This is a genomic window from Membranihabitans marinus (assembly GCF_019802045.1).
Taxonomy (GTDB): Bacteria; Bacteroidota; Bacteroidia; order Chitinophagales; family Saprospiraceae; genus Membranihabitans; species Membranihabitans marinus_A.
In genome coordinates this window covers 49,875-72,960 of the sequence record NZ_JAHVHU010000008.1, presented here as the reverse complement: position 1 = coordinate 72,960, position 23,086 = coordinate 49,875, and the positions used below count along the sequence as shown (strand labels likewise).

Genomic DNA, 23,086 nt, shown 5'->3' with positions numbered 1-23,086 from the left:
ATCAATAATCACGTTAATCATGAAACATCAATCTGAAAAGATCCTTTTGGCCGGAGGGAGCGGCCTTGTAGGTTCGATCCTCCAGGAAAGACTGGGCCAACACGGAAAAGAAGTGCATATACTCACCAGAAGTCAGGACTCCCATCCGTTTCGACACCAATGGGACCCCGACAACGGTTTTATAGCATCGAGTATTTCAGACCATGCCTTTGAGGCTTTAATCAATCTTTGCGGTGCCGGTATAGCCGACCAACGATGGACTTCGTCTCGAAAAAAAGTCCTTTATGATTCAAGGATTGTTCCGACGCAATTTTTATGGTCATTGATTAAAAACCAAACCATCAATACGGCCAAATTCATTCAAATATCTGCATCGGGCTTTTATGGTAATCGGGATAAACCAGTGGATGAAAAAGCCACGTCGGGTCCGAAACATGACTTCATGGTCCAACTCACAAAAGATTGGGAGTCGGCATTTTTATCCAGCGCAACAAAAAAGGTCCCCCATTGCAGACTGAGGTTGGGGGTTGTCATTAGTGAAAAAGGCGGGTTTATCTCTCAATTCCGGACGCCAATCCGATTTTACATGGCACCCTATTTTGGAGCGGGGGATAATTATATAAGTTGGGTACATGAAGCAGATTTGGCCAATATGATTCACAGGCTGATCGAATCAGATACACTGGCACCCATTTACAATCTCGCCACACCATACCCGGTCACTTCCAAGCAATTTGCCAAAAGCCTAAAAAAAGTTTTTAATTCCAATGCGATCTTAATGAGAATACCGGTTTTCGCACTGAAACTATTATTCGGAGAAATGAAAAGTGCCATTCTGGCTGACGTCCGTATGATGCCTGGTGAATTTGAAAACATCAGTTACAACTTCCTGGTTCCACGGATGAAAGAGGCTTTGGAGAAAGTGAAGTAGACGGTAGTTTTTAGTCCGTAGTCTATAGTCTATAGTTAGGCCTTAGAGCTTAGATTTCGATAAAAGGAAGTCTTAGTCAGAAATGATCTAAAACCTAACAGCCGCGCGCCCGGACACCTATCAAATCAATGATCGAAAACTTCGACCTGCTTTTCCTTAATGACGAGGTCGGTGAATTTCCCCTTGAAACGCGTTGCCCGAACGATGTGGTTATCTATCCAGTGATAGTTTCCACCCCGTGGTTTATCCATAAGCAGACCATGGTACTTAAATCCGTGCTTACGCAACCATTCTTCAGTCACGCTCCGGTGTTCTTCGGTTCGGCTGGTAAAAAAAGTAATTACATGACCTTCGTCGAACCATTTGTTAATAATCTCCAACGCATCCGGATAGATGTTTGCTGTTACCATCCTTTCGGGTTCTTCATTGGGAATATCGTCGCAGATCGTGCCGTCGATATCGATCAGAAAATTTTTGATTTCTTCTGGTAACACAGGACTTAGATGTTCTCCGTTTTCATCTACGATGTCCTTAAATTGTACGTCCTTTACTTTCTTATTGTTTTCCATGGCGCAAAATTAGAACATTATTTATACATAACAGAGCTAACCTTCATAAATTTTACTGAAAGTTGATATAGCTCGTGGGATCCACAGGAAAACCATCCACCCATAGTTCAAAATGGACATGAGGTCCGGTGGTGAGTGTACCTGTATTACCAATGATGGCGACAGCTTCTCCTTGCGATACTTTTTGATAATTTTCTTTGAGTAGTGAGGAGTTGTGTTTGTAGACCGAGATGACCCCACCAGCGTGCAATACCATAATGGTATTTCCAGTTTCTACCGTCCAGTCGGATTGGAGCACAAGACCATCCGCGATGGACTTTACCGCTGTATTCTTCGGTGCGAGAATATCAATACCATAGTGCGACACAGCGGGATCATACCCTTTCCCCATCGGTCCGATCACGGGCGCCATCAGATCTGATAATTGTGATTTTCCCAAAACTTCAGTTCCACTTTGTCGAATATTCTGACGGAGCGAACGCAACCGATCTTCCATTTCCATCGTTTCTCTAAGCTGAACTTCTTCTTCGATTTTTTGAACAGGCTTTGCAGAGGTATCGAAGTCGGTTGAAAACCGGGTATCCTGGTGCTGAAGACTATCTAAGGGTTCTCCGCTCAATATCCCCTGCATGGTTATGATATAATTATCTTGCTGTTTGAGAATTTCTTCCATTTCCTGGACCCTGTTTCTCAGTTCGACCATCTCTGGCACATCCAATTGTGAATAATCACCCGGCAACAGCCTACGCAACGGGGTAAAACCAACCAACGCATACGTAACCCCTACAATACCGACGATTAATAAGGCAAATAAAACAGCAATTTTCCATCGCTGCATGCTAAAAAAGTGCTTCCGCTGCAGGGTATCCGGATTGACAGTTTCAAGACGTAAAGGCATCTGCCACCAGGCCTGCTTGTCGTTCTCAGAGAATTCACTCATGTTTTCCTTCGACTTTTATAAAATAAAACACCTGGTCGGTAAGTTATGTTGAATGGAGAACGAAAAACATTTTGTTTCCGGCGCAACCTCAAATACTAGTAACCATCGTATATTGCCGTAAAAACAGAACCCTTCGCTGATCCAATAACAAAGGTAAAAGTAATTTGTGGAACGGGTAAACTTCTGGGTTGCAAATTTGATTGGCACAATATGTGCTTTGCAACCTATAGTTTATATTATTGATTACCCTAATGTGTGATATTAAAAGTCATTGATGAACCGATTAATTTATACTTTCTTACTATTGATTCTCTTTGCATCTGCCTGTACTGTGCGTAAAAGTCAGGATGACCCTTCTTTTCTTCAAAAAATCTATCATAATACGACGGCCAAGTACAATGGTTATTTCAATGCAGATTTATTGATGCAGGAAAGTCTGGCGGCACTAGAGCAGGAATACACCGAGGATTATGACACCTTAATTCCCGTGTATCCTTACATGGCAAACCCCAATGTAGAAAACCAATTTAACACCCTCGATAAAGTTATTGAAAAAGTAACTACCGTCAGTGCGTTGCACCGTCAAAGTCATTGGTTAGACGACAATTACCTGATGCTTGGAAAGGCACAATTCCTTAAGAAGAACTACCGGGAAGCCGGTGCCGCCTTTCAATACCTGGTGAACAACTTTGATCCTGTATCACCCAATGATCAAGTACGTAAGGAAGAAAAAGAACGATCCCGGGGCCGGGAAAGTCGCTCATCATACAAGCAACGACAAAAAGAACAGGAAAAAAGACGGAAAGAAATTAATAAACGACGTAAACAGGAGCGAAAAAAAGCAAAGAAAAGGAGGGGGCAGAAAAAAAGAAGAGAGCGTCCTGAAGAAAAAGAGACGGTGCCATCTGAGGTTTCTGCTCCGGATGCTCCATTGCTCGCTTCTGCTTCAGAAGAGCCGCAACCACCTTCGTCGGGTGGTCTGATTCCCGAATCATCAAACCCTGATCACTATTTCCTGAAACACAAACCAGCCTACCAGGAAGGTTTGCTCTGGGAAGCTCGGACATGGACCGCTCAGGAAAATTATTTCAGTGCCGAAGCCCGGTTATCAATGCTCGTCAAAGACCCCAACACTTCTGAAGAGATTCGAAAACAAGCTCTCGTCGCCCTCATTGACAGTTACGTAAAGAGCAAAAAGTACCGTCGCAGCCTGGAAACCATCGATGAAGCACTCACTCAAAATATCGATCAGGAAACAAAAATAAGACTGGCTTTTCTAGCTGGCCAGATATCGGCGCAGCTCAAAAACAATCAACAAGCCATTCAATACTTTGAACAAGTCATCAAGTATCATCCTAATGATTATGAAAAGTACTTTTATGCAGAACTCTACATCACCCGACTTCAAGGCGGAGATCTGATTGGAAAGTTTCAGGATTTACTCCGAAACCCCAATAACCAGATGTATAAAGGCCAGATCTACTATGCGATGGGGGAAACATATCGGGAAAACTATGATTTCCAGCGCGCCATTGATGCGTATAAAAAGGTTGACGACCCAGAGATAAATGTCAACCCGGTTATCAAAGCCAAATCTTTTGTAGCTATAGCTGATATTAACTTCAACAACGAAGATTATTCGGATGCCAAAAAGTATTATGATCGCGCGCTTAGTGTGTTATCGCCAGATGATCATCGCTACAAACGGGCGAATGAACGGTCAGAACAATTGACAGCTATTGTCGAGGCTGAAAACACCATATATGTTCAGGATAGCTTGTTAAGAATTGCTGACTACACACCAGAACAAAAAAGAGAATTAGCGCTTAATATCAAAAAACAACGGCAGCAGGACCAAGCCGATGCAGCCAATGAAGCCAGTAGGAATTCCATAGCCGGCGGACAAATGGTTTCAAAATTTGGTTCAGCAGGCAGTGTTCAATCTTCCTTTTTTGCCTACGATGAAAAAAGCGTATCCCAAGGAGAAAAATCATTTAAAAGAATATGGGGTGATCGTAAACTGACCGATAACTGGCGCTACTCCAGCATCGGCGGAGCTGTCACCAGCGACGATTCTCCAGGTGGCGGACGAACCATCTCGCTGGGAATCTCCCAAACAGAAATCGATGAAATTCTTCAAGATGTTCCAGATTCTCCCGAAGACAAAGAAAGGGTTCGTCAGACTATAGATAAAGCCATGCTCCAACTAGGGTTTGCGTACCGATCTGATCTTGACAACCTCGAAAAAAGCAACGAAACATTACATCAGCTTATTAACCGGCAACCGGACAAGGAGATCCATGCTGAAGCACTCTATCTCTTGTTCGTTAATGCAAAAGAAGCGGGGAATAACACGAAAGCTGCAGATTACAAACGTCAATTTGACAGTCAGTTTGGGAGCACCGAATTCAATAAAAAAATATTGACATCTACGACCTCACTGGGCATGGACGGTGTCGCAGAAAGCGCTCTGGATCAAGTGCGAAAAGATTATGAGAATGGCAATTACGAAAAAGTCCTTCAGCTGAGCGACCAATCAAAGACTATGTTTGAAAACCGAAAAGACCTACTTGCCCAGTTTGCCATGCTGGAAGCTCTTGCCACGGGAAGAACCAAAGGCCGGGAACCTTATATCGACAAGCTAAAATACCTGGTCGCGAACTACCCCAATTCTCCAGAGGGGGAAGAAGCCCGGGCTTATTTGCAGATATTGGGTGCCACGGTCAATACGAACATAACTTCCGGTAGAACCGGATCCACAGAAGAATTTAGCGATAAAATAGAAAATACACCCCACTATTTACTCGTGTTGGTTCCTGGAAATGACGCGATCAATCCTTTAAAAGCTACCATTTCGGATTTTAATAAGGAATTTTTCCAGAATTCCAACCTCTCTATCAGTACGGTCCAGATATCCACTGACAATGGGCGGGAACCGGCCCTATTAGTGCGCCGGTTTAATAATAAACAAGAGGGAATGGATTACTACAACGTCATTCAAAAAGAAAAATCCAAGTTCAATGGGGACCTCTCTGTGACTGTTTTACCATTGGCCATCACGAACTATCGATTTTTGATTACCGAAAATAAATTGCCAGAGTACAAGGTCTTTCTTAAAAACCATTATGGTATTGATTTATAACAGCCGTTTCGGATAACCATCTCCGAATTACTATTATTTTTGTATATTTGACCAACTAAAATAAAATTTATGTTTTCTAAAACCTGTGAATATGCCATTAAGATAATGGTATTTATCAAAACCCTTGAAGCCAAGGGCACCCATGTTGGTCTGAGAACCATTGCCAAGGAAATAGATTCGCCACAGGCTTTTACTGCCAAAATACTCCAACGACTTGTCCGGGCTGACTTACTTACTTCCGTCCGAGGTCCCCATGGTGGATTCAAAATCAATGATCAACAGGGTCCCATCTATCTCAAGGATATCGTTTATGCCATTGATGGAAATGCACTGCTCACAAATTGTGTACTGGGATTTGAAAAATGTTCTTCAGAAGCACCGTGTGCAGTTCATTATAAGTTTGTAGAAATCAGAGATGAACTTAAAAAGACCTTGTCAAACACTCACATTGAAGAAATTGCAGGCATCGTCGCATCAGGTTCGGGCGCCCTCAAACTTCAGTAGTATAGACTGATAAAAAAATCATTTTTCAGTTTGTCGGAAAAGCTTTGTTCTCATGCAATCAAAACCGAATATCTTCGTGCGTCGATGGCTCGGTAGTGCATTGATATTCTTATTCATCGCCAGTATTTTAGGACTTCTAATGCGTTTGAAGGTTTTCAAAGCAATTCCTGTGTTACCCTACAAAAACCTATTGCACGCCCATTCCCATACGGCACTACTTGGCTTTGGATTTTTACTAATCATGGGTACCTACCTTTTCTTGATTCTTCCCCGGCCAATAAATATAAAAAGATATTCCAGGTTATTGTATGTTTATGTCCTGGCTGGTATTGGAATGGCGGTTAGTTTTCTATACCAAAGCTATGGCCCGATTAGCATTGCCTTTTCGACGATTATTATGCTCGTGGCATACGTGCTTGTTTATCGCTTTCTCAGAGATTATAAAAAAGCCGAACCAACCTCTCAAAACCCACTTATTAAATGGAGTATTTATTGGTTTTTACTATCCACCTTGGGCATATGGGCGGTAGGACCCGTTACCGCAATATTGGGCAGGACACATGAATTGTATTTTTTATCTATTCAATTTTTTCTTCATTTCCAGTTCAACGGTTGGTTCACCTTTTCTATTCTAGGGCTTCTGATTTACCTGGCAAAGCAACGTGGATTGGATTACAAAGTTTCCTCCACCGGATTTTGGTTACTCAATACTGGGCTTGTGTTGATGTATTTTCTCAGCGTGACCGTGGTCCGTAAATCAGCCGTATTTTTTGTGCTGACTTCTGCGGGCGCAATACTTCAGGTTATATCGTATTACCTGATTTTAAAACCGATTATTATGCATTTGGCCCATGGTATGAATTTTCGTAAATGGCAAACCCGACTTCTGATGACTGGAGTAGGTTGTCTTATCCTTAAAGTTGTTCTACAGGGGCTGGTAGTTGTTCCATCTTTGGCCGTAATATCCTATTCTGTGCGGGAATTTATTGTCGCATATATTCATCTTATTTTATTGGGTGGGACGACATTAACAGCGTCCGGCATTCTGTTGAAGCAAGGCATCCTGAGTGATAATGGTTGGAGTAAATCGGGATGGATCGGATTAGCTGTTACGTTTATCATCATGGAAGCAGTCCTGTTTGGTTACGCTGTTTTGACCTGGCAAGGTATGGGAAATGCCTTATTCTATATCCGAACAATCTTCTACGTAACAATTCCTTTCCCTGTTTTTACTGCATGCATTGTGATTGGCGCATGGCGCAGGCCACCAACAACGAGGATAACCAAATCAGCCTCCTAATGAATGAGGGTAAGTAGTTTTTCTCCTTTACTTACATGATCTCCTTCAGAGACATGATATTCAATTTGCTCAACCGCATATGGAGCCTGTATGGTGTTCTCCATTTTCATCGCTTCCAGAATGAGGACCGATTCACCCTCTTTCACAGAATCGCCATTTGTCTTGATCAGGTTTTTGATCAGCCCCGGTATGGGTGCGACGATAACCTCATCTCTGGACGATCCTGAATCTTGCTGACGAATCATTTTCAAAACATCATCGAGCCCATCTTGAAGAGTCACCTTAAAAACATGACCATCCTGGGCAAATTCAAAACTTTTCTGACGAATATCGTAATCAAGCACTTCGATGGTAGAGGTTCGCCCTTGGTATCTGATTTTATATTGGGCGCCTTTTTGTTCTACTATTTCAAGATGCGACTGGGCTGACAAATCATATAAAAACCGGTCATTTACTTTCGCCTTCATAATTGTGATGCTTATGTGAATTGGCCAATAAAATAAAATCAAATGTGGCTGCGATCAAATATCCCACCACTAGTAATAACATGATAAATTTTCGTTCCTGCGTAAAATATGTTGTCAAAAGATAGGCAAAACCAAGAACAAACAAGACTTTAGTAAAAAACGAAAAAAACAGATAGGCAAATGGATTAATCTGGAGTTGATCTAAAACAAATTTTCCCCCATATGAAAACAGAATATAAAAAACCATAAACACATACAAGGTCACCAGTAGCAACCAGGGGGTGCAGCCGCAATAAAAAAAAGATATCAATAAAAGTACTGCGAAAAAGATCAGGGTAAACCACATCAACTTTTTCTTCAAATCCGACAATTTCATGAATTTAAAGACCATTCAATCCGTGGAAGATAAGTGAAATCCGTAGAAAGGCGATAGTAATTCAAGATAAAGTTTATCTTCCTTTCTTGGAAGACTTGGACGTGTTGTTTTTGGCCATCACCTCTTCCTCAATCTTAATATTCGGATTATCCTGGCCGGTCATTTTGCATTGTACTTCAAAAATGGATCCGGATTGGACCACCAACTTTCCGGTAACGACTTCGCCGTGAATGACGGCCGTTTCTTTTACATACAGTACTTCACTCACGCTCAGCTGCCCTTTAAAAGTTCCTTCGATTACAGCGTTAGCACATTTGACCTCTCCCTCGTAGCGTCCACCTTCCCCGATAATAACTTTGGCTTCACAGTCCAGACTTCCTTCAAATTCACCGTCGATGCGAAAATCATTCTTTGACGTCACATTGCCGGTCAGTTTTGTAGTAGACACAATCATATTGTGACCATCTCCACCTCCGGGCATTTTGCGATTGGTTCCGTTGTCCTTGCGCTGATTTTCTGAGTTTTTCTTACCAAACATAGTCATTCTTATCTTCTTATTAAAAGGTCGGACAGTACAGGCCACGGCTCTCCGGACCACAAATTAAATAGCTCAATGAGAATTCAAAAGCACCATTTCCACGAGATGCTCCCCGAAGCTTTGAAACGTTCCAATCATAGGAAAACCCAAGTCCAAACTCATTATAGTTGAACCTTGTCGACAAAATAACAGACTCTGCTCCGAGGTTTTTAGAAGACTCATCGATGTAATTATTAACCACTCGGAGCCAGGCTCCTACTTCAAATGATTGGGAAAAGAAGTTCGTTGAGCCCATATCAAACCGGAAGGAGTTTCCGATATTTCCTTCAAAAGAGGGTCCCTGGCTAAATACCACAAACCCTGGTACCAGGCTGACCGTATTGCTAACTGGAAATTCTCCCCCTCCATGGAGGGTCAGTCGCTGATACAACTGAAATTCATCCTCGATCATAGAAACATTGGGTTTGTTGATATGTGCCAGTGCTGCACCTGCATAAAAATTCGTCCGTTCATCAAAAACACTAAACCACAGCAAACCACCGGATAAATCAAAAAATGTCGTGGGCGAAATAAGATCCAGCAGAGGATCTGGTGGCAATGTCGGATCAAAAACGCCGGTCGTCGGATCATACTGGCTACCAAATCGCAAGGCTCCCACATCTAGGCTTCGTTGATTAATCCCTACATCTGCACCAGCTACGAGATAGTGAGATTTTTTCCGTCCTCCAAATAGTTTTTTACTAAATGAACCGGTCAGACGCCCCATGAATTGCTTATATTTTGTCTCGCCAGCCACATCGCCCCAAACGGACGCACCCCATCCAAAATAATCGGACCGGCCTACGGGAACTTTCTGATCATAAGAAGCTGAAAAGGTATTGTAGGGATTGGTCAATACAGTGGCCCATTGATTCCTGTAATTGGTAATGACCCGGTTGTTGCAGTTCATCACACCAGCCATCGCCGGATTCAAATGCAGCGGGGCCATATAAAACTGAGAATAATGCAAATCCTGAGCCTTCCCGTTCAGAGTCCAAACGGTCAAAAATATAAGTACAAATAAATACCTCACATTCATATATTTACTAAAATGGGTTGTATAAAGATATCAAAAATAATTGAGCTTCCGTAAGAATCAAACGACGTTGGCGCATATTAATTTCACCTGTTCCCAATATTTCCGGGGATTTATTTGCCGCCTGAAAAGGATCAATAAAGCGGACGTTCTATGACTCTTTTGTAATCAACATCTTCTGTGCTTGCTCTATATAATTTTTCGTGGCAAAATTGATTCGTTGATGAGTTCATCTGGGGTATGCTCCAACAAAACCAATCCAGGTGACTTACCGGATTCTAAAGAACCCAATTCTCTTTGCATACCTAATGCAATCGCTCCGTTCACCGTCCCCCACTCTACCAATTGCTTCCAACTCAATTCAGGATGCTTATTTTGTATAGTACAGATTTCATGCCAGATTGACAACTGGCCATTCGAAGCATAGCTGTCAGTCCCTATGCAAATGGGTAACTTTGACTCCAGCCATAAATCATATTTTGGAAGTCGCGATTCGATATAGAGGTTTGCGTTGGGACAGGTTACCAAATAAGCATTTTTTCTTTCATTGTACCGCCTCATAGCTCCCAAATCAGCCCGGTCAGCAACAGTATTGTGCACAAACAGCATATGATCCGGCTGATAACCTGATTCCATAAACTGCTCCATGCTCGTGCAATGTGGAGCCTGGTAATGATCCATTCCAAATCCCAGCAGCTCAAAAAATCCCGGATAGTCCGATTCAGCACCGCTTAACAGATACCCCTCTTGTTCATTTTCAAGCATATGAATTGACCCGGTCATGCCGGGTTGAATAGTCTGCGCGAGGCGGCTCATTAACTGATTACTAACTGTATATGGGCTATGAGGAACCCGTACCACCGGACCACATGCTGCATGCTCAAATGCCTCATACACCAGCTCGTATTGATTATAAAAGCCATTCGCTCTATCGGGGTTCAGGAAATCAAACATTTCTACAAACGTATAGTAATTGATCGGACTACTCGCTTTGACAGATGCTGTTATGGCCCGATTGCTAATATCTCCTACCGCAACAATCCCGGCTTCCTGCATTTCCTTATCTGCACGAATAATAGCTTCCTTTACGATCTCTTCTGGGACCGGATCCTGGGTGACCACTTCAGTTAAAAAGGTCGTCAAACCTGTTCCTGAATCGATTTTTCCTTCCATATATGACAGTTCCAGGTGGCAGTGCGCATTAACCAACCCTGGTATTAGCGTTCCATCATAATGTTCCAGTTGACTCACATCAACCTTTTCAACATCGATAATATCGATTATCCGGGAACCCTCGAAAACCAAAACAGGGTCCTCCGGAAGCGTTCCTCCCATGGGCCAAATGTGCGTGGCTGTAATAAACCTTCTATTCATCTTCGTTGATTAGGTATCTGAATAATTCCCGACGGCATATGTGGTTCAATCCAGGTAGATTTCGCTGGCAAAACCTCGCCACGATGTGAAGAATCCCATAGAAATTCATGTGACACGGGTGGAAACAAAAATATAAAATCGTTCTTCCCGGACGGTAAATTTTCCAATTCTCGACCCGTTACAAAATTCATGAGGTCATGTATGTCTGATTTGGTATCACTACAAAATGCACCAACGACCCTTTCTTCAAATTGAGCCAGCAAATCAGCACTCCCTTTTCGTATCAATGCACTATTGTTCCTCGGGTATAGTCTGTTCCATTTCTTCTCGACTTGCATAAGTATCATCCGCTCCTCAGGTCCGATCTGGTCAGTACTCTTAATAGTCATCCCTCCATGCCATTCCTCGATTTCATAAACTCGCTCCAACAATTGATAAAAATCCATTTCCGATCCTTTGGGGATATGAATCTGCCGGTGATAACTTCGCACGTCAACTTGATCCAGTGAAAGAATAGCACTGAACAACCCCGAATTCCCATCGTTTTTCTCCCGCATCGCCCAATATGCTGCTGTACGATGATGCCCATCGGCAATAACCAGGCTTTCCTGTCTAGCGAATAGGGACATAAGTTGATCTGCCCAAACCGCATCATCATACACGGTATACTCATATAGAAAATCATCCTGCTCACGCCGGACCAGGACCTTTTCTGGATCAAATCCTTCTATAAGATGTTCCGTTAATCCTTTATTTGGCCCATAAAGCAAACAAACGGGTTTAGTCAAAAATGATTCCGATTCTGCTTCATTCTTTTTAGCATCCACTTTTTGGAGAATAACTTTTTCATGGGGTCGGATCATTGAAGGATGATCAGGATAAGTCAGCGCTAAGAAGCCAAAAGCAGGTTCACGATCGGGTTTCGTTACCCGAAAAACGATAAAGCCCTGATCCAGCGTTAATGGGTATTGACCAAAAACACCGGATTCGATGGGAAAGGGATTTTCGATCTGAAAGGTGTGAATGGGTCGTATTTTCATAGTGCCAATTTAACTTTATTTTGCTTATTTTTGGATAGACCGGATAAAGTTCATTTTTCTCACAATCGGTTCCTGAAATCTCTTTATGAGATATCGAGGTTGCACGGGAGTACCTTGACGTTTTTTTACATGAAAACCCCAAAAAGCTTTTAAACCCTTAACCGGATCAGTCATTCACCCAATAGTTTCATCGCAGGTAATCTTAAAAGACGATGTCGGGTATGGTATTCCCATTGCAAGATTAAAACGGAAATGGTACAGTGTCTTTGAATTTATGGTACGAACACAGGCGTATTCGATGTCTCGTATCAATTTGTCAAAAAGATTAGAAAAGAAATGCCAGAATCATAGCAGGCACCCATGCAATCCTTCATAACATCAAAAAAAAATCTCAATTCTGAGTTATCACTTGATCATCCTTAAAAAGGATCGTACAAAGACCGATTCTGATTTGCTTTCCAGGCTGGACAAAAACTTATCCGATTTCATTGCATAATGTCTGAAATCACAGATCATCTCCAAGGATTCTTTGGGCATTTCATTTTCCATTTGGGACGGACAGTAATGTTCCAGCATTTGGATGAGGGGGGTCAATTCTTTTTCCCGACGATAAGCTATGACCCGTTGAAGAATAGTGAAAGTATTTTTGGTAGCAGTATAATAATCTCTGCGTTGTTGATCATCCGCTTTTTGGACAAATTCATATTTAACCAATTGGCTTAGATTTGTCGATACGCAACCGCGTGAGATACCCAGTTCATTCATCAGTTCATCAGAGGTCACATATTTATCTGCTGTAAGTAAATACGCGTGAATAGCAGCCATTTTCTTACTCATGCCCCATGAGACTGCGATATTTGACCAATCTTCAATAAAATTTTTCCGAGTACATGGTTTTTTTGTCACTTCAGCTGACATAATCTTTGACATTGACAAAGGGTGGTTTTACAATATTGCCTTCGAAATATTTTTTACCGTTCGAAATTAACACCTGATTACTATCACCTAGTAAGTTTGACCGAATATAGCCCATCCCTATGGGTTTTTGTAAACAGGGTGAGAATGTGCCTGATCGTACATCACCGATTTTTTTCTGTCCCATGTTATGAATAGTATAACCGGATCTGGGCACTCTTTTGTCGTTCAGCTCAAAACATTTCAACCTTTCAACAACACCTTTTGACTTTTGTTTAGCTAGTTTCTCCTGACCTACAAATGAGGGTTTATTCATTTTAGTTATCCATCCCAACCCGGCTTCCCACGGCGTGGTTTGTTCATCAATATCCTGGCCATACAGACAATACCCCATCTCCAGTCGCAGTGTATTTCGTGCTCCCAGGCCAGCACGTTTCAATCCATGTGGTTCACCTGATTGCAGGATAGCTTCCCATAGATCCACGGCATGCTCATGGGGAACGTAGAGTTCGAATCCGCCGCTGCCCGTATACCCAGTAGCTGAGATCAATATATCGTCAATTTGTGCTACAATATCCCTTTTGAAGTGATACGATGAAATGGTCTTTAAATCCACGGAAGTCAGTGGTTGAAGAATTTCAATAGATCGGGGTCCCTGAAGTGCGATCAATCCTGTCTCGGCAGATATATTCCGTGTGACTGAAGTATATGATTTATTTTCAATGATCCAGTTCCAGTCCTTCTCAATATTACCCGCATTGACCACGAGCATATATTGTTCTTCTTCCAATCGATAAATAATCAGATCATCAATAATTCCACCTCCTGGGTTGGTCATCAAGGTGTATTGAGCACGGCCGACTTTCAAATCCGCTACGTTATTTGTAGTTAATCTTTCCAATAATGGTAAAGCTCCCGTGCCTTCCACGATGAATTCACCCATATGAGATACGTCGAACACTCCGGCGTGCGTCCGGACAGCCATGTGTTCTTCCTGTATTCGTGAAAACTGCATCGGCATTTCATAACCCGAAAAATCAGTCATTTTAGCGCCTTGACGCACGTGATTATCGTACAGTGGTGTTTTTTTCATTATCGATGTATTTTTATGGTCTCTATCTGATCTCCGCGTCGAATCAAAGGCAAGATGTCTTGACCTGAAACCACGCGGGCGAACTGGGTATATCTCCCATTGAGATGCAACGCGGGCCGAAGAGTAACAAACCATTGCTGGCTTTCGGTATGTAAACCAGCAGAGGCCATCCCCAAAATTCCTGATTGATCGTAGTACTGTGGTCCCACTTCCGATCGAATGGTATAATCCATACTGCCATATCCATCGCCGCGATTGCCCCCACCTTGTAGTACAAAATTAGGCACGACCCGGTGTATTAATTTTCCATCATAATAGCCCGATTCTGCCAGCTGAATGAAATTCAACACCGTAGCAGGAGCTTCTTTTTTAAACAACTCAACCGCCATCGCACCTGCACTTGTAAAAATTTCGGCACGAGGTTGATCACTGAGCTGTTCGTAGAGCTTCCAATCCACCGGGTGCGTATAAAACTGATCCTTACGATAGAAAAGAGGGTCATATTCAATACCGAAAAGTTGTTGTCTTGCTTTGTCAACAGCCATGCGAGCCTCGATACCCCCTGGCATGGATATCGCAGTACTCTGCGCAGTCCAACGTGCTTTATCCGCAGTAAGTTCCGGAAACCACATTTTGTTTTTTGCAAAAAAAGGACTCAGTACAGCGAGTGCAGCGACATCACCAGATTCCCATCGTTCAATCAGGAATTGTCGCTCCCTGGACCCCAGGCGATCAGCCGCATTTGCAGCCTGAATCAATGCTTCTATGATACTGATCCGGACCACAGGGGGTGTCTCCTCCGCATCATACGCGATCAAGTGGCGGGCGGTCTCCATTCGCTGGCCTGCAGCCATGATGAAATCACTTTTCAAAAAAGGATCTTTTGTTGATCTCATCCGACGGAAGATAAGATCTTGAACCATTTGACGAAATCGGACATTGCTTACGTACTTATTCCCGGCTCCAAGAAGTCGAGCATATACCTCGGGCGCGTAATTGCCAAATGCCCAATTGGCATAAGTGTCCGAATAGACCGATGACCCATATTCCATAATCAACCCCGCCGCTGTACGGGCTACCTGGCTGTTCTGATCACGCAACGTTCCAGCCCATATCCGATGTCGAACTGCCAAAGGCAACGCCGTACACCCGCGCAATAACGCGATGCAAACCCGATCGTCTTTTTCAATTCGAAGAGTTCTTCTAATCCAAGACTCCGCTTCTGACCCCGATTTCCCAATGGCTGTACCAATAAACATCCGGATTTCCGGATTCTCTTCAGCCTCAAAGGATTCGATTAGTTCCTGTCTGTAAATTTCCCTGTTGTTTGAATTTTCCACAGCCAGATAATTGGCTGCAATCAGTCGAACAGACCTACTATAAACCGTGTCTTTGAGGTACTTCACCATACGTGCAGTGGCTGTCGGATCTGAAAACCCACGTTCAGCCATTTTCAATAACCCCAGACACTGTCCTTCCATTAAAAGTGTATCGGTGGGTTGATAGGTCGTGATCCCAGCCAAATGAGACAAAAAACTACTATCTGCACACTTACCCATGCCTTCCAGTGCATACCTGAAGGTCATTGGATCAATCCCCAGTGAATCCTGATTCTGAAAAACCTTCAATAGATAAGGTACTGCCCGCTCATGATAACTTTGTCCCAATACATAAGCTGTTATCCGACGTACTTCAGGAATGGGATCTAAAATACCGCTTCCCACCGTATCGATGTATGCCTCATCCATCATTCCTGAAAAACCACGGATCGCCAGAACCCGGAATGAAGGATCCGGGTGAGACAAATAGAGCAGTAAAGAATCCTGTTCTCCTTGATCAATGAGATTGTAAACCTTTTGGAATTGAACCGAATCAAGTGCAATGTTCACTTTCGTGATTATCGGTCCCTCCCCTCCCGACTCATCTTGGGAACATGAAACCAGTCCCATTACCCCAATCAGAAAGATAAGAACGGTGTTTATTCGGGAAAACCAGCGTAGTCCCATCAGGTCGGACGATGTTTTTCCTTGGAGATCCAAGTCCTGACCTCCTTTGCCTCGAATGACAGAGATAAAACAGTGCAAGCTTGAAGTCATCCTGGCATCAATCCGGGAAAGCATAGATAACATAACTGTAAATTAATTCAAGGAAAATAAAGCCTAGCCGCCAAAAAATTCTTCCTCATGAGCGGGTTCTTCCGGGTGTGTTCCGTCATCTTGCAAAGGGTGGTTATATCGGTCACAATCTATATTAATATCCAATTCTCCGGGAGGTCGAAAAAACTGAGCCTGCGTATCAAAATTCATATCCGGATCATCTTCCAGGCTTTTTATAAACTGAGAAAAAATAGGCCGTGCCATAACAGACCCTTGCCCCATGGTCAGTGATCGAAACCGAACCCAACGGTCTTCACCACCAACCCATGACCCCACGACCAGGTTGGGTGTAATACCCATGTACCACCCATCTGTTTGATTTTGCGTGGTACCGGTTTTACCCCCATTCACCGTTTTAAGTTGATTAATTCCGGGACGACCAGCTGCAGCTTTTTTCAACATATCGACCATGACATAATTGGCATCGGGCTGAAGCGCTTGGCTCTCTTCGGTAATTGACCGATAAATTAATTTCCCATTGCTATCCGTTATAGAGGTTATGAAAGTCGGAGTAACATAAGCGCCATTATTTGAAAATGTAGAATACGCACCCGTCATCGACATCAAACTCAAATCAGGTGTTCCAAGACAGATAGAGGGTTGCCTCGGCAAATAATCTGGATTTATTCCCATGTTCGATGCTAACTGAATGACCGGAGCGACATCACCCAATTGCATCATCAGATATACACTTATGGAGTTAATCGAATTTCGCAACCCTTCATACAACGTCACTCGTTCATTACTAAATTGGCCATCCGAATTTTTGGGATCCCAGGCTTTCTGAAGATGAAAATTACCTTCCCCAGGAACAATAATATATTGACGGTCCAATACTTTTGTACACGGAGAAACCCCCTGGATAGCGATTGAAGTCGCGTAAACAAATGGTTTGAACGTAGACCCCACCTGTCTTCGATTCAAGACATGATCATTCTGAAAGTATTTGAAATCAACACCACCCACCCAGGCTTTCACGTATCCGGTTCCGGGCTCGATCGCCAGCATCCCGGCCTGCAATATCATACGATGGTACATGATTGAATCCATGGGTGTCATCACCGTATCTTTCTCCATTTTATCGTTGTACGCAAAAACTGTCATTTCTACTTCCGTATCAAAAACGTTGTCCGCTTTTGCTTTAAATTCTTTCCAGGCGCTGGCAATAGGCCCATATTCATCGCTGTTGGCGACCTCCGATAAGTAGCGGGACCTGGACGTTGAGATCAGCTTATCATCAATCAATTTCTGAAAATATTCTCCATCTCCCCGGGCACTCTCCAGCACCTCCAAGGTAAAAGGTGTAAACTGAATATCTTTGAATTGTTCTTCGACGTGAGTAAGTAAACTATCAAACTGAGTAGCTTTCATGGTCAAGAACCGCTCTGATTCCATCTTTAGATTTTCGAGGTGTCGGTACTTGAGAGCCACAAAGTCCTTATCGCTTCCATAGGACCATGGTGTTGCACCATAACTCCAATGCTTAAAGAACTGCCCCTGCAATTTTTCCATATGCGTGGTCACCGTTCGTTCTGCATGGTCCTGCATGTCCGGATCCAGGGTAGTATATATTCGCAGGCCGTCCTTATCGAGGTTCCAGCGCGTTCCATCCGGTTTGAGGTACTCCGGTTGGGCCAGCAACCGATCAATGTGTTTTTTAAGTTCCATCCGAAAATAAGGTGCAGGACCCCGGTCATGGGCTGTGATGGTAAAATGGGACATATCCACCGGCTGCGCCTGCAGTGAATCACGCAATTCTTTACTCAGGTGATCATGGTTATACATTTGATACAGAACGACGTTGCGTCGCTTACGCACGTGTTCCGGGAATCGACGTGGATTATAATAGCTTGGATTTTTGAGCATACCGACAAGAACTGCAGCCTCATTCACTGTCAAATCAGACGGTGATGTATTGAAAAAAGTTTCTGAAGCCGCTTTAATTCCATGGGCATTATAACCAAATTCAAACTGATTCAGATACATACTGATGATCTCTTCTTTGGTATACGCTCGTTCCAGTTTGACGGCCGTCACCATTTCTTTTAATTTCTGAGGTGCACGCGCAAAAATATTAGAAGCCGGTTTTTGAGTGAACAATAACTTGGCGAGTTGCTGGCTGATGGTACTTCCACCACCGGCGTTTTTATTCTGAAGAATTATCCGCTTGACCAGGACACGCATCAAAGCTTCAAAGTCAATCCCGGAATGTTTGTAAAAACGTTCATCTTCGGTGGAAATTAAAGCGTTAATTACATTTGGTGAAATCTCGTCAAAACTGACCGGAACGCGGTTCTTGACAAAAAACCGTCCCATTTCGGAATTATCATTAAAGTAAATCTCCGTTGCAAAATCTTCCGTTGGATTTTCTAAATCTTCAAAGGAGGGTAACTTAGTAAAACTCGTAATCACAAAGATCAATAATCCCAGACCAACCCCGCCGAGCACAATGATCCAGAGTACCTTGACCAGGTTTTGTTTCCAGGTTTGTGTGGTATTGTTTTTGGTGTTTTTTGATTTCTGGTTCTCAGACATTACTGTAATCAAATTGTTCTTCTAAATAAATCAAACCGACTTCCACTTCTTCGAGTGAGATATCCTGATTGATAGCGTATTGCCCGATGGCATTCAACAATGTGCATAAGATTTTATCACCTTCATTCTTCTTGTCTCCCTTGATCAGATTTATAATCATATCCCGTTGCTGGAGATCAAAACTGAAATCTACATATTTACGCAGATGATTGGTGATCTCACTGAGTTCATTTTCATTCAGTAATCCTCGGATCTGTGCGATTTTACTTTCGGCTATCATGCCCAGTAAAACAGCTTCTCCGTGCAACAAGGAATGTTCTGTTTCCAGCAAAACCCCTTCAATGGCGTGACCAATGGTATGCCCGAAATTCAAAGCTTTCCGCGGTCCTTTTTCATAGGGATCATTTTCTACGATCCGTTTTTTGATCAACAACGATTCTTCCAGGAAAGGTTCCCAGTCGATGGTACGTAAATCTGTAATACCCTTGATATTATCCCACATCGACCGATCTGCGATCAAAGCGTGTTTGAGCGCTTCCGCAAACCCGCTTTTTAACTGGCGGTCTGATAAGGTGTCAAAGAATGCAGGATTGATAAATACGGCTTCCGGATTATTAAAAACACCCAGGGCATTTTTCAAACTCAGGAAATCTACACCGACTTTTCCGCCGATGCTCGCATCCAGTTGGCTCAGTAACGTCGTAGGCACTTGGATAAACTTAATTCCGCGCTTATAGGTACTGGCTACAAAACCTCCCAAGTCACCAACAACTCCCCCACCCAGGTTTATGATCAAAGCCTGCCGGTCTGCATCATGCAGAAAAAGTTCATTCCATACCCGCTGGCAGGTTTCGATGGTTTTATACGTTTCACCAGCCGGTATCTCGATGATTCCATCTGGTTTGATCTGACTTTTTTCCAGGAACAAAGGCAGGCAATATTCTTTTGTCATGGCATCTACCAGTACAAAACATTTACTGACACCGTTAAAATCAATTGTATTTTGAATTTCAGCCCAAGCATTCCCGATAGACACTTGATAATCCTGTAGTTTTATTTGACGCATCGATAAGTATTATTTCCTATTGTTTATGAATGATTTTATTACAGCCTCCTGACCTGCTTCAGTTTACGAAAGTACCATTGCACAAAACTACTATTTAACTGCGAAAAACGTAAGAAAATTTCGCGGTTGTCCTTTAATTAATGAAGTATTTGAACCATCCTACCTGAAATTTCATTGTATATTCCGAAAGTGATAAGATAAAACTTTAAAAACTAAAAACATCTCATTTGAGCGAAATAGAATTAACCATAGACGGTGTGGATCTGAGAGAGCTTTATGGCGAGCGAAACAAAAACCTCGACATCCTTCAGGAATCCTACCCCGAGTTGCAAATAATATCACGAGGTAATTACCTCAAACTAAACGGTAAGAAGAAAGCCACACAAAATGCAAAAGCCAATCTGGAATCCATGATCCGGTTACTCCGAATGAATAAACCATTGGATGACATGACGGTCAAAGACCTGGTGGCCGGAGAAAATGTTTTTGAAAATCACGTGGAGGAATCCAATTCTAAAACGACGATTGTTCATGGACGCAATGGCAAACCAATCAAAGCCCGGACCCGGAATCAACGTAAAATGGTAGAATCCATCGATAAAAACGACGTCGTTTTTGCCATCGGGCCCGCCGGAACAGGAAAGACCTACACCGCCGTAGCACTTGCTGTACGAGCACTGAAACACAAACTGGTGCGAAAGATTATATTGACACGGCCGGCAGTGGAAGCCGGTGAAAACCTTGGTTTTCTTCCCGGTGACCTCAAAGATAAGGTAGACCCATATCTTCGGCCGCTGTACGATGCTTTGGACGATATGATTCCAGGTGAAAAACTGAATCATTTTATGGAAAACCGAACCATTGAAATCGCGCCACTAGCATATATGAGGGGTCGTACCTTGGACAATGCATTTATAATTCTCGATGAAGCCCAAAACTGTACGATGGCACAGATCAAAATGTTCCTGACGCGGCTCGGTCCATCTGCAAAATGTATGATCACAGGTGACATGTCGCAGGTGGATCTTCCCAGAAGTCAACATTCAGGACTAAAACAAGTGGTCCGGATGCTGGAACCCATTGACGGAATCGATTTTATAAAGCTCGGCGCAGAAGATGTGGTCCGACATCGGTTAGTCAAACAAATCATACGTGCCTTTGAAAAGGAGGATGATCAGAATACTAAAACCAAGAAGAAAAAGGCTACTTTTGCACCCAGCTTCTCTGAAGAGGAGTAGCCATCAATTTTATAACGTATTTCTGAGAACAGATACATCGCATGAGTAAGCAGGTAATAAACATTTCACTCGACCGGGAGAGTCTCGAGGGAGAGATCGCATTGGACGGCTCAAAAAGCATCAGCAACCGAGCCCTGATCATTCAGGCATTAACAGAAATGCCCAAACCTATTCATCATTTATCCACCAGCAATGACACCAAAGCGCTGCAGCACATTTTAAATTCATCCGGGGACGTTTTTGATGCCGGCGCTGCAGGCACCACTTTTCGGTTTCTGACAGCTTATCTGGCGGCATCGGGAAAATCGTGTACGCTAACCGGTTCCGAACGCATGAAACAACGTCCTATAGGTGAATTGGTGGAGGCTCTTCGCACACTGGGAGCAAACATCACCTACTTGGGAGAACCGGGTTATCCGCCACTGCGATTTGAACCAGCGACGTTGACCAAAAATTCTGTACTCCCCATTGCGAGTCATATTAGTTCACAGTTTATCAGTGCTCTGTTGCTGATCGCTCCGACACTTCCGGGAGGTCTTACCCTACAGCTGGGCGGGGAGATGGTCTCTCGTTCTTACATCGAATTGACCCTCCAAGTCATGCAAGCTTATGGTGTGCGTTATGAATGGAAGGACAATGAAATCACAGTTCCACATCAATCGTACCAGGGCAAAGAGTTTACTGTAGAATCTGATTGGTCTGCAGCTTCCTATTATTACAGCATAGCCGCTTTATCGGACTCTTGCCGGTTGCAGTTGCATGGATTAAATGAAAAAAGTTTTCAGGGAGATGCCGTTTTACCTGAATTATATGAGTCGTTTGGTGTTCACACAACCTATACTTCTGCCGGAATTACGTTAACCAAAACAAGTCCTTTAGTACCCGCCTCTTTTGAACATAATTTCATACTTTGCCCAGACATTGCCCAGACCATAGCAGTGACCTGCGCGGGATTGGGTACAGATGGTCTGTTTAGTGGATTGCAAACGCTGAGTATCAAAGAAACCGACCGGATTGCTGCATTGAAAACCGAACTGGCCAAACTCAACGTTTCTTTTACGAAAATGCCGCCTAAATTCAGTCCTTTGACCGGCGAAGAATTTTACTTGGTTTCAGGTAAAGCAGCCTTCCCAGAAACGGTTACTTTTCCGACTTATGAAGACCACCGAATGGCGATGGCATTTGCACCTTTGGCGGTATTGCACCCCGTCCGAATCGAAGAACCGGATGTAGTCCGAAAGTCATACCCTGATTTTTGGCTGGATCTGGAGCGTCTGGGATTCTCCGTGGAGAAGGGATGAGGTGGAGATAGAAGTGGAGTTGGAGATGGAAAATTGACATGAGAAATCATTTATTAGCAAAGAATTTTATCATGGTGTCCGGCTGTCTTAGTATAAGATGGTATAGACTTGGTAACGCCTGATCGTAATTTCAAACATGGCGACCTGGCTGGGATCGTTGCCGGACTCAATGAATATGTGCTAATAAACTGTGACCTCTCTGAGGTCAGTGTAGAAGATACTGGCCATGTGTTCCCAGGTTATGGCTCTGCATCTTGGTATGAGGCATGTTTATTTTATTATAAACAATTTAATTTAACTCAAAATGAAGTAATGACCTGCGGAGCGGGTCAAAGTATACTAGCTCCAAAGTATGGAATCACGCTCGACCCCGTAGGTGGTCGCAATGAGAAAAGGGCAGACAATCTGGAGTTTTACGATACCAATTATTATTTTCTACCCTCATTCCAAAAAGTTGTTCTTCATAAAAACAACTTTCGGCTTTTTAGAACGAGACCTGTGCTGGATGTTGGCTAAAAATAGTAAT

At 43.1% G+C, this 23,086-nt stretch carries 20 protein-coding genes; 7 read left to right on the top strand and 13 right to left on the bottom strand.

The features are described from left to right. Nucleotides 1-19: 19 nt before the first annotated feature. Complete coding sequence (locus tag KUV50_RS09085; RefSeq protein WP_222579820.1) at nt 20-931, top strand: TIGR01777 family oxidoreductase; 912 nt, start codon at nt 20-22, stop codon at nt 929-931. Nucleotides 932-1,056: 125 nt separating this feature from the next. Here the strand turns inward: KUV50_RS09085 and KUV50_RS09080 are convergent, their stop codons facing one another. Further along, complete coding sequence (locus KUV50_RS09080; protein ID WP_222579819.1) at nt 1,057-1,500, bottom strand: phosphoheptose isomerase; 444 nt, start codon at nt 1,498-1,500, stop codon at nt 1,057-1,059. Between the two features lie 52 nt (nt 1,501-1,552). Then, nucleotides 1,553-2,440, bottom strand: coding sequence for a M23 family metallopeptidase (locus tag KUV50_RS09075; protein ID WP_222579818.1), 888 nt, complete (start codon nt 2,438-2,440; stop codon nt 1,553-1,555). A gap of 274 nt (nt 2,441-2,714) precedes the next feature. Here KUV50_RS09075 and KUV50_RS09070 point away from each other — a divergent pair, with 274 nt between their 5' ends. The 3 genes from KUV50_RS09070 to KUV50_RS09060 all read left to right on the top strand — a co-directional run bounded on the left by KUV50_RS09070 (nt 2,715) and on the right by KUV50_RS09060 (nt 7,386). Beyond that, a complete protein-coding gene (locus tag KUV50_RS09070; protein ID WP_222579817.1) occupies nt 2,715-5,582 on the top strand; it encodes a tetratricopeptide repeat protein in 2,868 nt (955 codons plus the stop codon). A 69-nt stretch (nt 5,583-5,651) separates the two neighbouring features. Continuing rightward, nucleotides 5,652-6,086 carry an RrF2 family transcriptional regulator gene (locus KUV50_RS09065; protein ID WP_222579816.1) on the top strand — a complete coding sequence of 145 codons (435 nt, stop codon included), beginning with the start codon at nt 5,652-5,654 and terminating at the stop codon, nt 6,084-6,086. Nucleotides 6,087-6,138: 52 nt separating this feature from the next. Further along, on the top strand, nt 6,139-7,386 hold the full coding sequence (locus tag KUV50_RS09060) for a hypothetical protein (protein ID WP_222579815.1): 1,248 nt from the start codon (nt 6,139-6,141) through the stop codon (nt 7,384-7,386). Here KUV50_RS09060 and KUV50_RS09055 read toward each other — a convergent pair. From KUV50_RS09055 to aroB, 11 genes are all read right to left on the bottom strand, one after another. Then, a complete protein-coding gene (locus tag KUV50_RS09055) occupies nt 7,383-7,853 on the bottom strand; it encodes an acetyl-CoA carboxylase biotin carboxyl carrier protein subunit (RefSeq protein ID WP_222579814.1) in 471 nt (156 codons plus the stop codon). The two genes, KUV50_RS09060 and KUV50_RS09055, sit on opposite strands and share 4 nt — an antisense overlap. After that, complete coding sequence (locus tag KUV50_RS09050; RefSeq protein ID WP_222579813.1) at nt 7,834-8,229, bottom strand: hypothetical protein; 396 nt, start codon at nt 8,227-8,229, stop codon at nt 7,834-7,836. Before KUV50_RS09050 ends, KUV50_RS09055 begins: the two co-directional genes overlap by 20 nt. Nucleotides 8,230-8,302: 73 nt before the next feature. Further along, nucleotides 8,303-8,767 (bottom strand): polymer-forming cytoskeletal protein, encoded by a 465-nt coding sequence (locus tag KUV50_RS09045; RefSeq protein WP_222579812.1) that lies wholly within the window; start codon nt 8,765-8,767, stop codon nt 8,303-8,305. A gap of 19 nt (nt 8,768-8,786) precedes the next feature. Beyond that, on the bottom strand, nt 8,787-9,845 hold the full coding sequence (locus KUV50_RS09040) for a PorP/SprF family type IX secretion system membrane protein (protein ID WP_222579811.1): 1,059 nt from the start codon (nt 9,843-9,845) through the stop codon (nt 8,787-8,789). Nucleotides 9,846-10,031: 186 nt separating this feature from the next. After that, nucleotides 10,032-11,216: an amidohydrolase family protein gene (locus KUV50_RS09035; RefSeq protein ID WP_222579810.1), complete on the bottom strand. Its 1,185-nt coding sequence runs from the start codon at nt 11,214-11,216 to the stop codon at nt 10,032-10,034. Beyond that, the gene (locus tag KUV50_RS09030) at nt 11,213-12,256 is read right to left on the bottom strand and encodes a DUF1015 family protein (protein WP_222579809.1); all 1,044 of its coding nucleotides are present in this window, start codon (nt 12,254-12,256) and stop codon (nt 11,213-11,215) included. The genes KUV50_RS09035 and KUV50_RS09030 overlap by 4 nt, the downstream gene beginning before the upstream one ends. A gap of 405 nt (nt 12,257-12,661) precedes the next feature. Next, on the bottom strand, nt 12,662-13,186 hold the full coding sequence (locus tag KUV50_RS09025) for a GbsR/MarR family transcriptional regulator (protein ID WP_222579808.1): 525 nt from the start codon (nt 13,184-13,186) through the stop codon (nt 12,662-12,664). After that, on the bottom strand, nt 13,164-14,264 hold the full coding sequence (gcvT, locus tag KUV50_RS09020) for a glycine cleavage system aminomethyltransferase GcvT (protein ID WP_222579807.1): 1,101 nt from the start codon (nt 14,262-14,264) through the stop codon (nt 13,164-13,166). Before gcvT ends, KUV50_RS09025 begins: the two co-directional genes overlap by 23 nt. Continuing rightward, nucleotides 14,264-16,393 carry a peptidylprolyl isomerase gene (locus KUV50_RS09015; RefSeq protein ID WP_222579806.1) on the bottom strand — a complete coding sequence of 710 codons (2,130 nt, stop codon included), beginning with the start codon at nt 16,391-16,393 and terminating at the stop codon, nt 14,264-14,266. Before KUV50_RS09015 ends, gcvT begins: the two co-directional genes overlap by 1 nt. Nucleotides 16,394-16,423: 30 nt before the next feature. Continuing rightward, on the bottom strand, nt 16,424-18,955 hold the full coding sequence (locus KUV50_RS09010) for a transglycosylase domain-containing protein (RefSeq protein WP_222579805.1): 2,532 nt from the start codon (nt 18,953-18,955) through the stop codon (nt 16,424-16,426). Beyond that, entirely contained in the window at nt 18,948-20,021 is a 1,074-nt protein-coding gene (gene aroB, locus KUV50_RS09005; protein WP_222579804.1) for a 3-dehydroquinate synthase, read from the bottom strand. The genes KUV50_RS09010 and aroB overlap by 8 nt, the downstream gene beginning before the upstream one ends. A 227-nt stretch (nt 20,022-20,248) precedes the next feature. On the opposite strand from aroB, the gene KUV50_RS09000 reads away from it, so the two are divergent. From KUV50_RS09000 to KUV50_RS08990, 3 genes are all read left to right on the top strand, one after another. Further along, nucleotides 20,249-21,259 carry a PhoH family protein gene (locus KUV50_RS09000; RefSeq protein ID WP_222579803.1) on the top strand — a complete coding sequence of 337 codons (1,011 nt, stop codon included), beginning with the start codon at nt 20,249-20,251 and terminating at the stop codon, nt 21,257-21,259. A gap of 41 nt (nt 21,260-21,300) precedes the next feature. After that, the gene (locus KUV50_RS08995) at nt 21,301-22,560 is read left to right on the top strand and encodes a 3-phosphoshikimate 1-carboxyvinyltransferase (RefSeq protein WP_222579802.1); all 1,260 of its coding nucleotides are present in this window, start codon (nt 21,301-21,303) and stop codon (nt 22,558-22,560) included. Between the two features lie 108 nt (nt 22,561-22,668). Continuing rightward, nucleotides 22,669-23,076: a hypothetical protein gene (locus KUV50_RS08990; RefSeq protein WP_222579801.1), complete on the top strand. Its 408-nt coding sequence runs from the start codon at nt 22,669-22,671 to the stop codon at nt 23,074-23,076. Nucleotides 23,077-23,086 lie beyond the last annotated feature (10 nt).

What these genes read in the sequence shown, in the direction of transcription:
- KUV50_RS09035 (WP_222579810.1), bottom strand. Translation starts at nt 11,216, where the DNA reads ATGAATAGAAGGTTTATTACAGCCACGCACATTTGGCCCATGGGAGGA.
- KUV50_RS09010 (WP_222579805.1), bottom strand. Translation starts at nt 18,955, where the DNA reads ATGTCTGAGAACCAGAAATCAAAAAACACCAAAAACAATACCACACAA.
- gcvT (WP_222579807.1), bottom strand. Translation starts at nt 14,264, where the DNA reads ATGAAAAAAACACCACTGTACGATAATCACGTGCGTCAAGGCGCTAAA.
- KUV50_RS09030 (WP_222579809.1), bottom strand. Translation starts at nt 12,256, where the DNA reads ATGAAAATACGACCCATTCACACCTTTCAGATCGAAAATCCCTTTCCC.
- KUV50_RS09040 (WP_222579811.1), bottom strand. Translation starts at nt 9,845, where the DNA reads ATGAATGTGAGGTATTTATTTGTACTTATATTTTTGACCGTTTGGACT.
- KUV50_RS09060 (WP_222579815.1), top strand. Translation starts at nt 6,139, where the DNA reads ATGCAATCAAAACCGAATATCTTCGTGCGTCGATGGCTCGGTAGTGCA.
- KUV50_RS09075 (WP_222579818.1), bottom strand. Translation starts at nt 2,440, where the DNA reads ATGAGTGAATTCTCTGAGAACGACAAGCAGGCCTGGTGGCAGATGCCT.
- KUV50_RS09080 (WP_222579819.1), bottom strand. Translation starts at nt 1,500, where the DNA reads ATGGAAAACAATAAGAAAGTAAAGGACGTACAATTTAAGGACATCGTA.
- KUV50_RS09045 (WP_222579812.1), bottom strand. Translation starts at nt 8,767, where the DNA reads ATGTTTGGTAAGAAAAACTCAGAAAATCAGCGCAAGGACAACGGAACC.
- KUV50_RS09025 (WP_222579808.1), bottom strand. Translation starts at nt 13,186, where the DNA reads ATGTCAAAGATTATGTCAGCTGAAGTGACAAAAAAACCATGTACTCGG.
- KUV50_RS09085 (WP_222579820.1), top strand. Translation starts at nt 20, where the DNA reads ATGAAACATCAATCTGAAAAGATCCTTTTGGCCGGAGGGAGCGGCCTT.
- KUV50_RS09055 (WP_222579814.1), bottom strand. Translation starts at nt 7,853, where the DNA reads ATGAAGGCGAAAGTAAATGACCGGTTTTTATATGATTTGTCAGCCCAG.
- KUV50_RS09015 (WP_222579806.1), bottom strand. Translation starts at nt 16,393, where the DNA reads ATGTTATCTATGCTTTCCCGGATTGATGCCAGGATGACTTCAAGCTTG.
- KUV50_RS09070 (WP_222579817.1), top strand. Translation starts at nt 2,715, where the DNA reads ATGAACCGATTAATTTATACTTTCTTACTATTGATTCTCTTTGCATCT.
- KUV50_RS08995 (WP_222579802.1), top strand. Translation starts at nt 21,301, where the DNA reads ATGAGTAAGCAGGTAATAAACATTTCACTCGACCGGGAGAGTCTCGAG.
- KUV50_RS09050 (WP_222579813.1), bottom strand. Translation starts at nt 8,229, where the DNA reads ATGAAATTGTCGGATTTGAAGAAAAAGTTGATGTGGTTTACCCTGATC.
- KUV50_RS09065 (WP_222579816.1), top strand. Translation starts at nt 5,652, where the DNA reads ATGTTTTCTAAAACCTGTGAATATGCCATTAAGATAATGGTATTTATC.
- aroB (WP_222579804.1), bottom strand. Translation starts at nt 20,021, where the DNA reads ATGCGTCAAATAAAACTACAGGATTATCAAGTGTCTATCGGGAATGCT.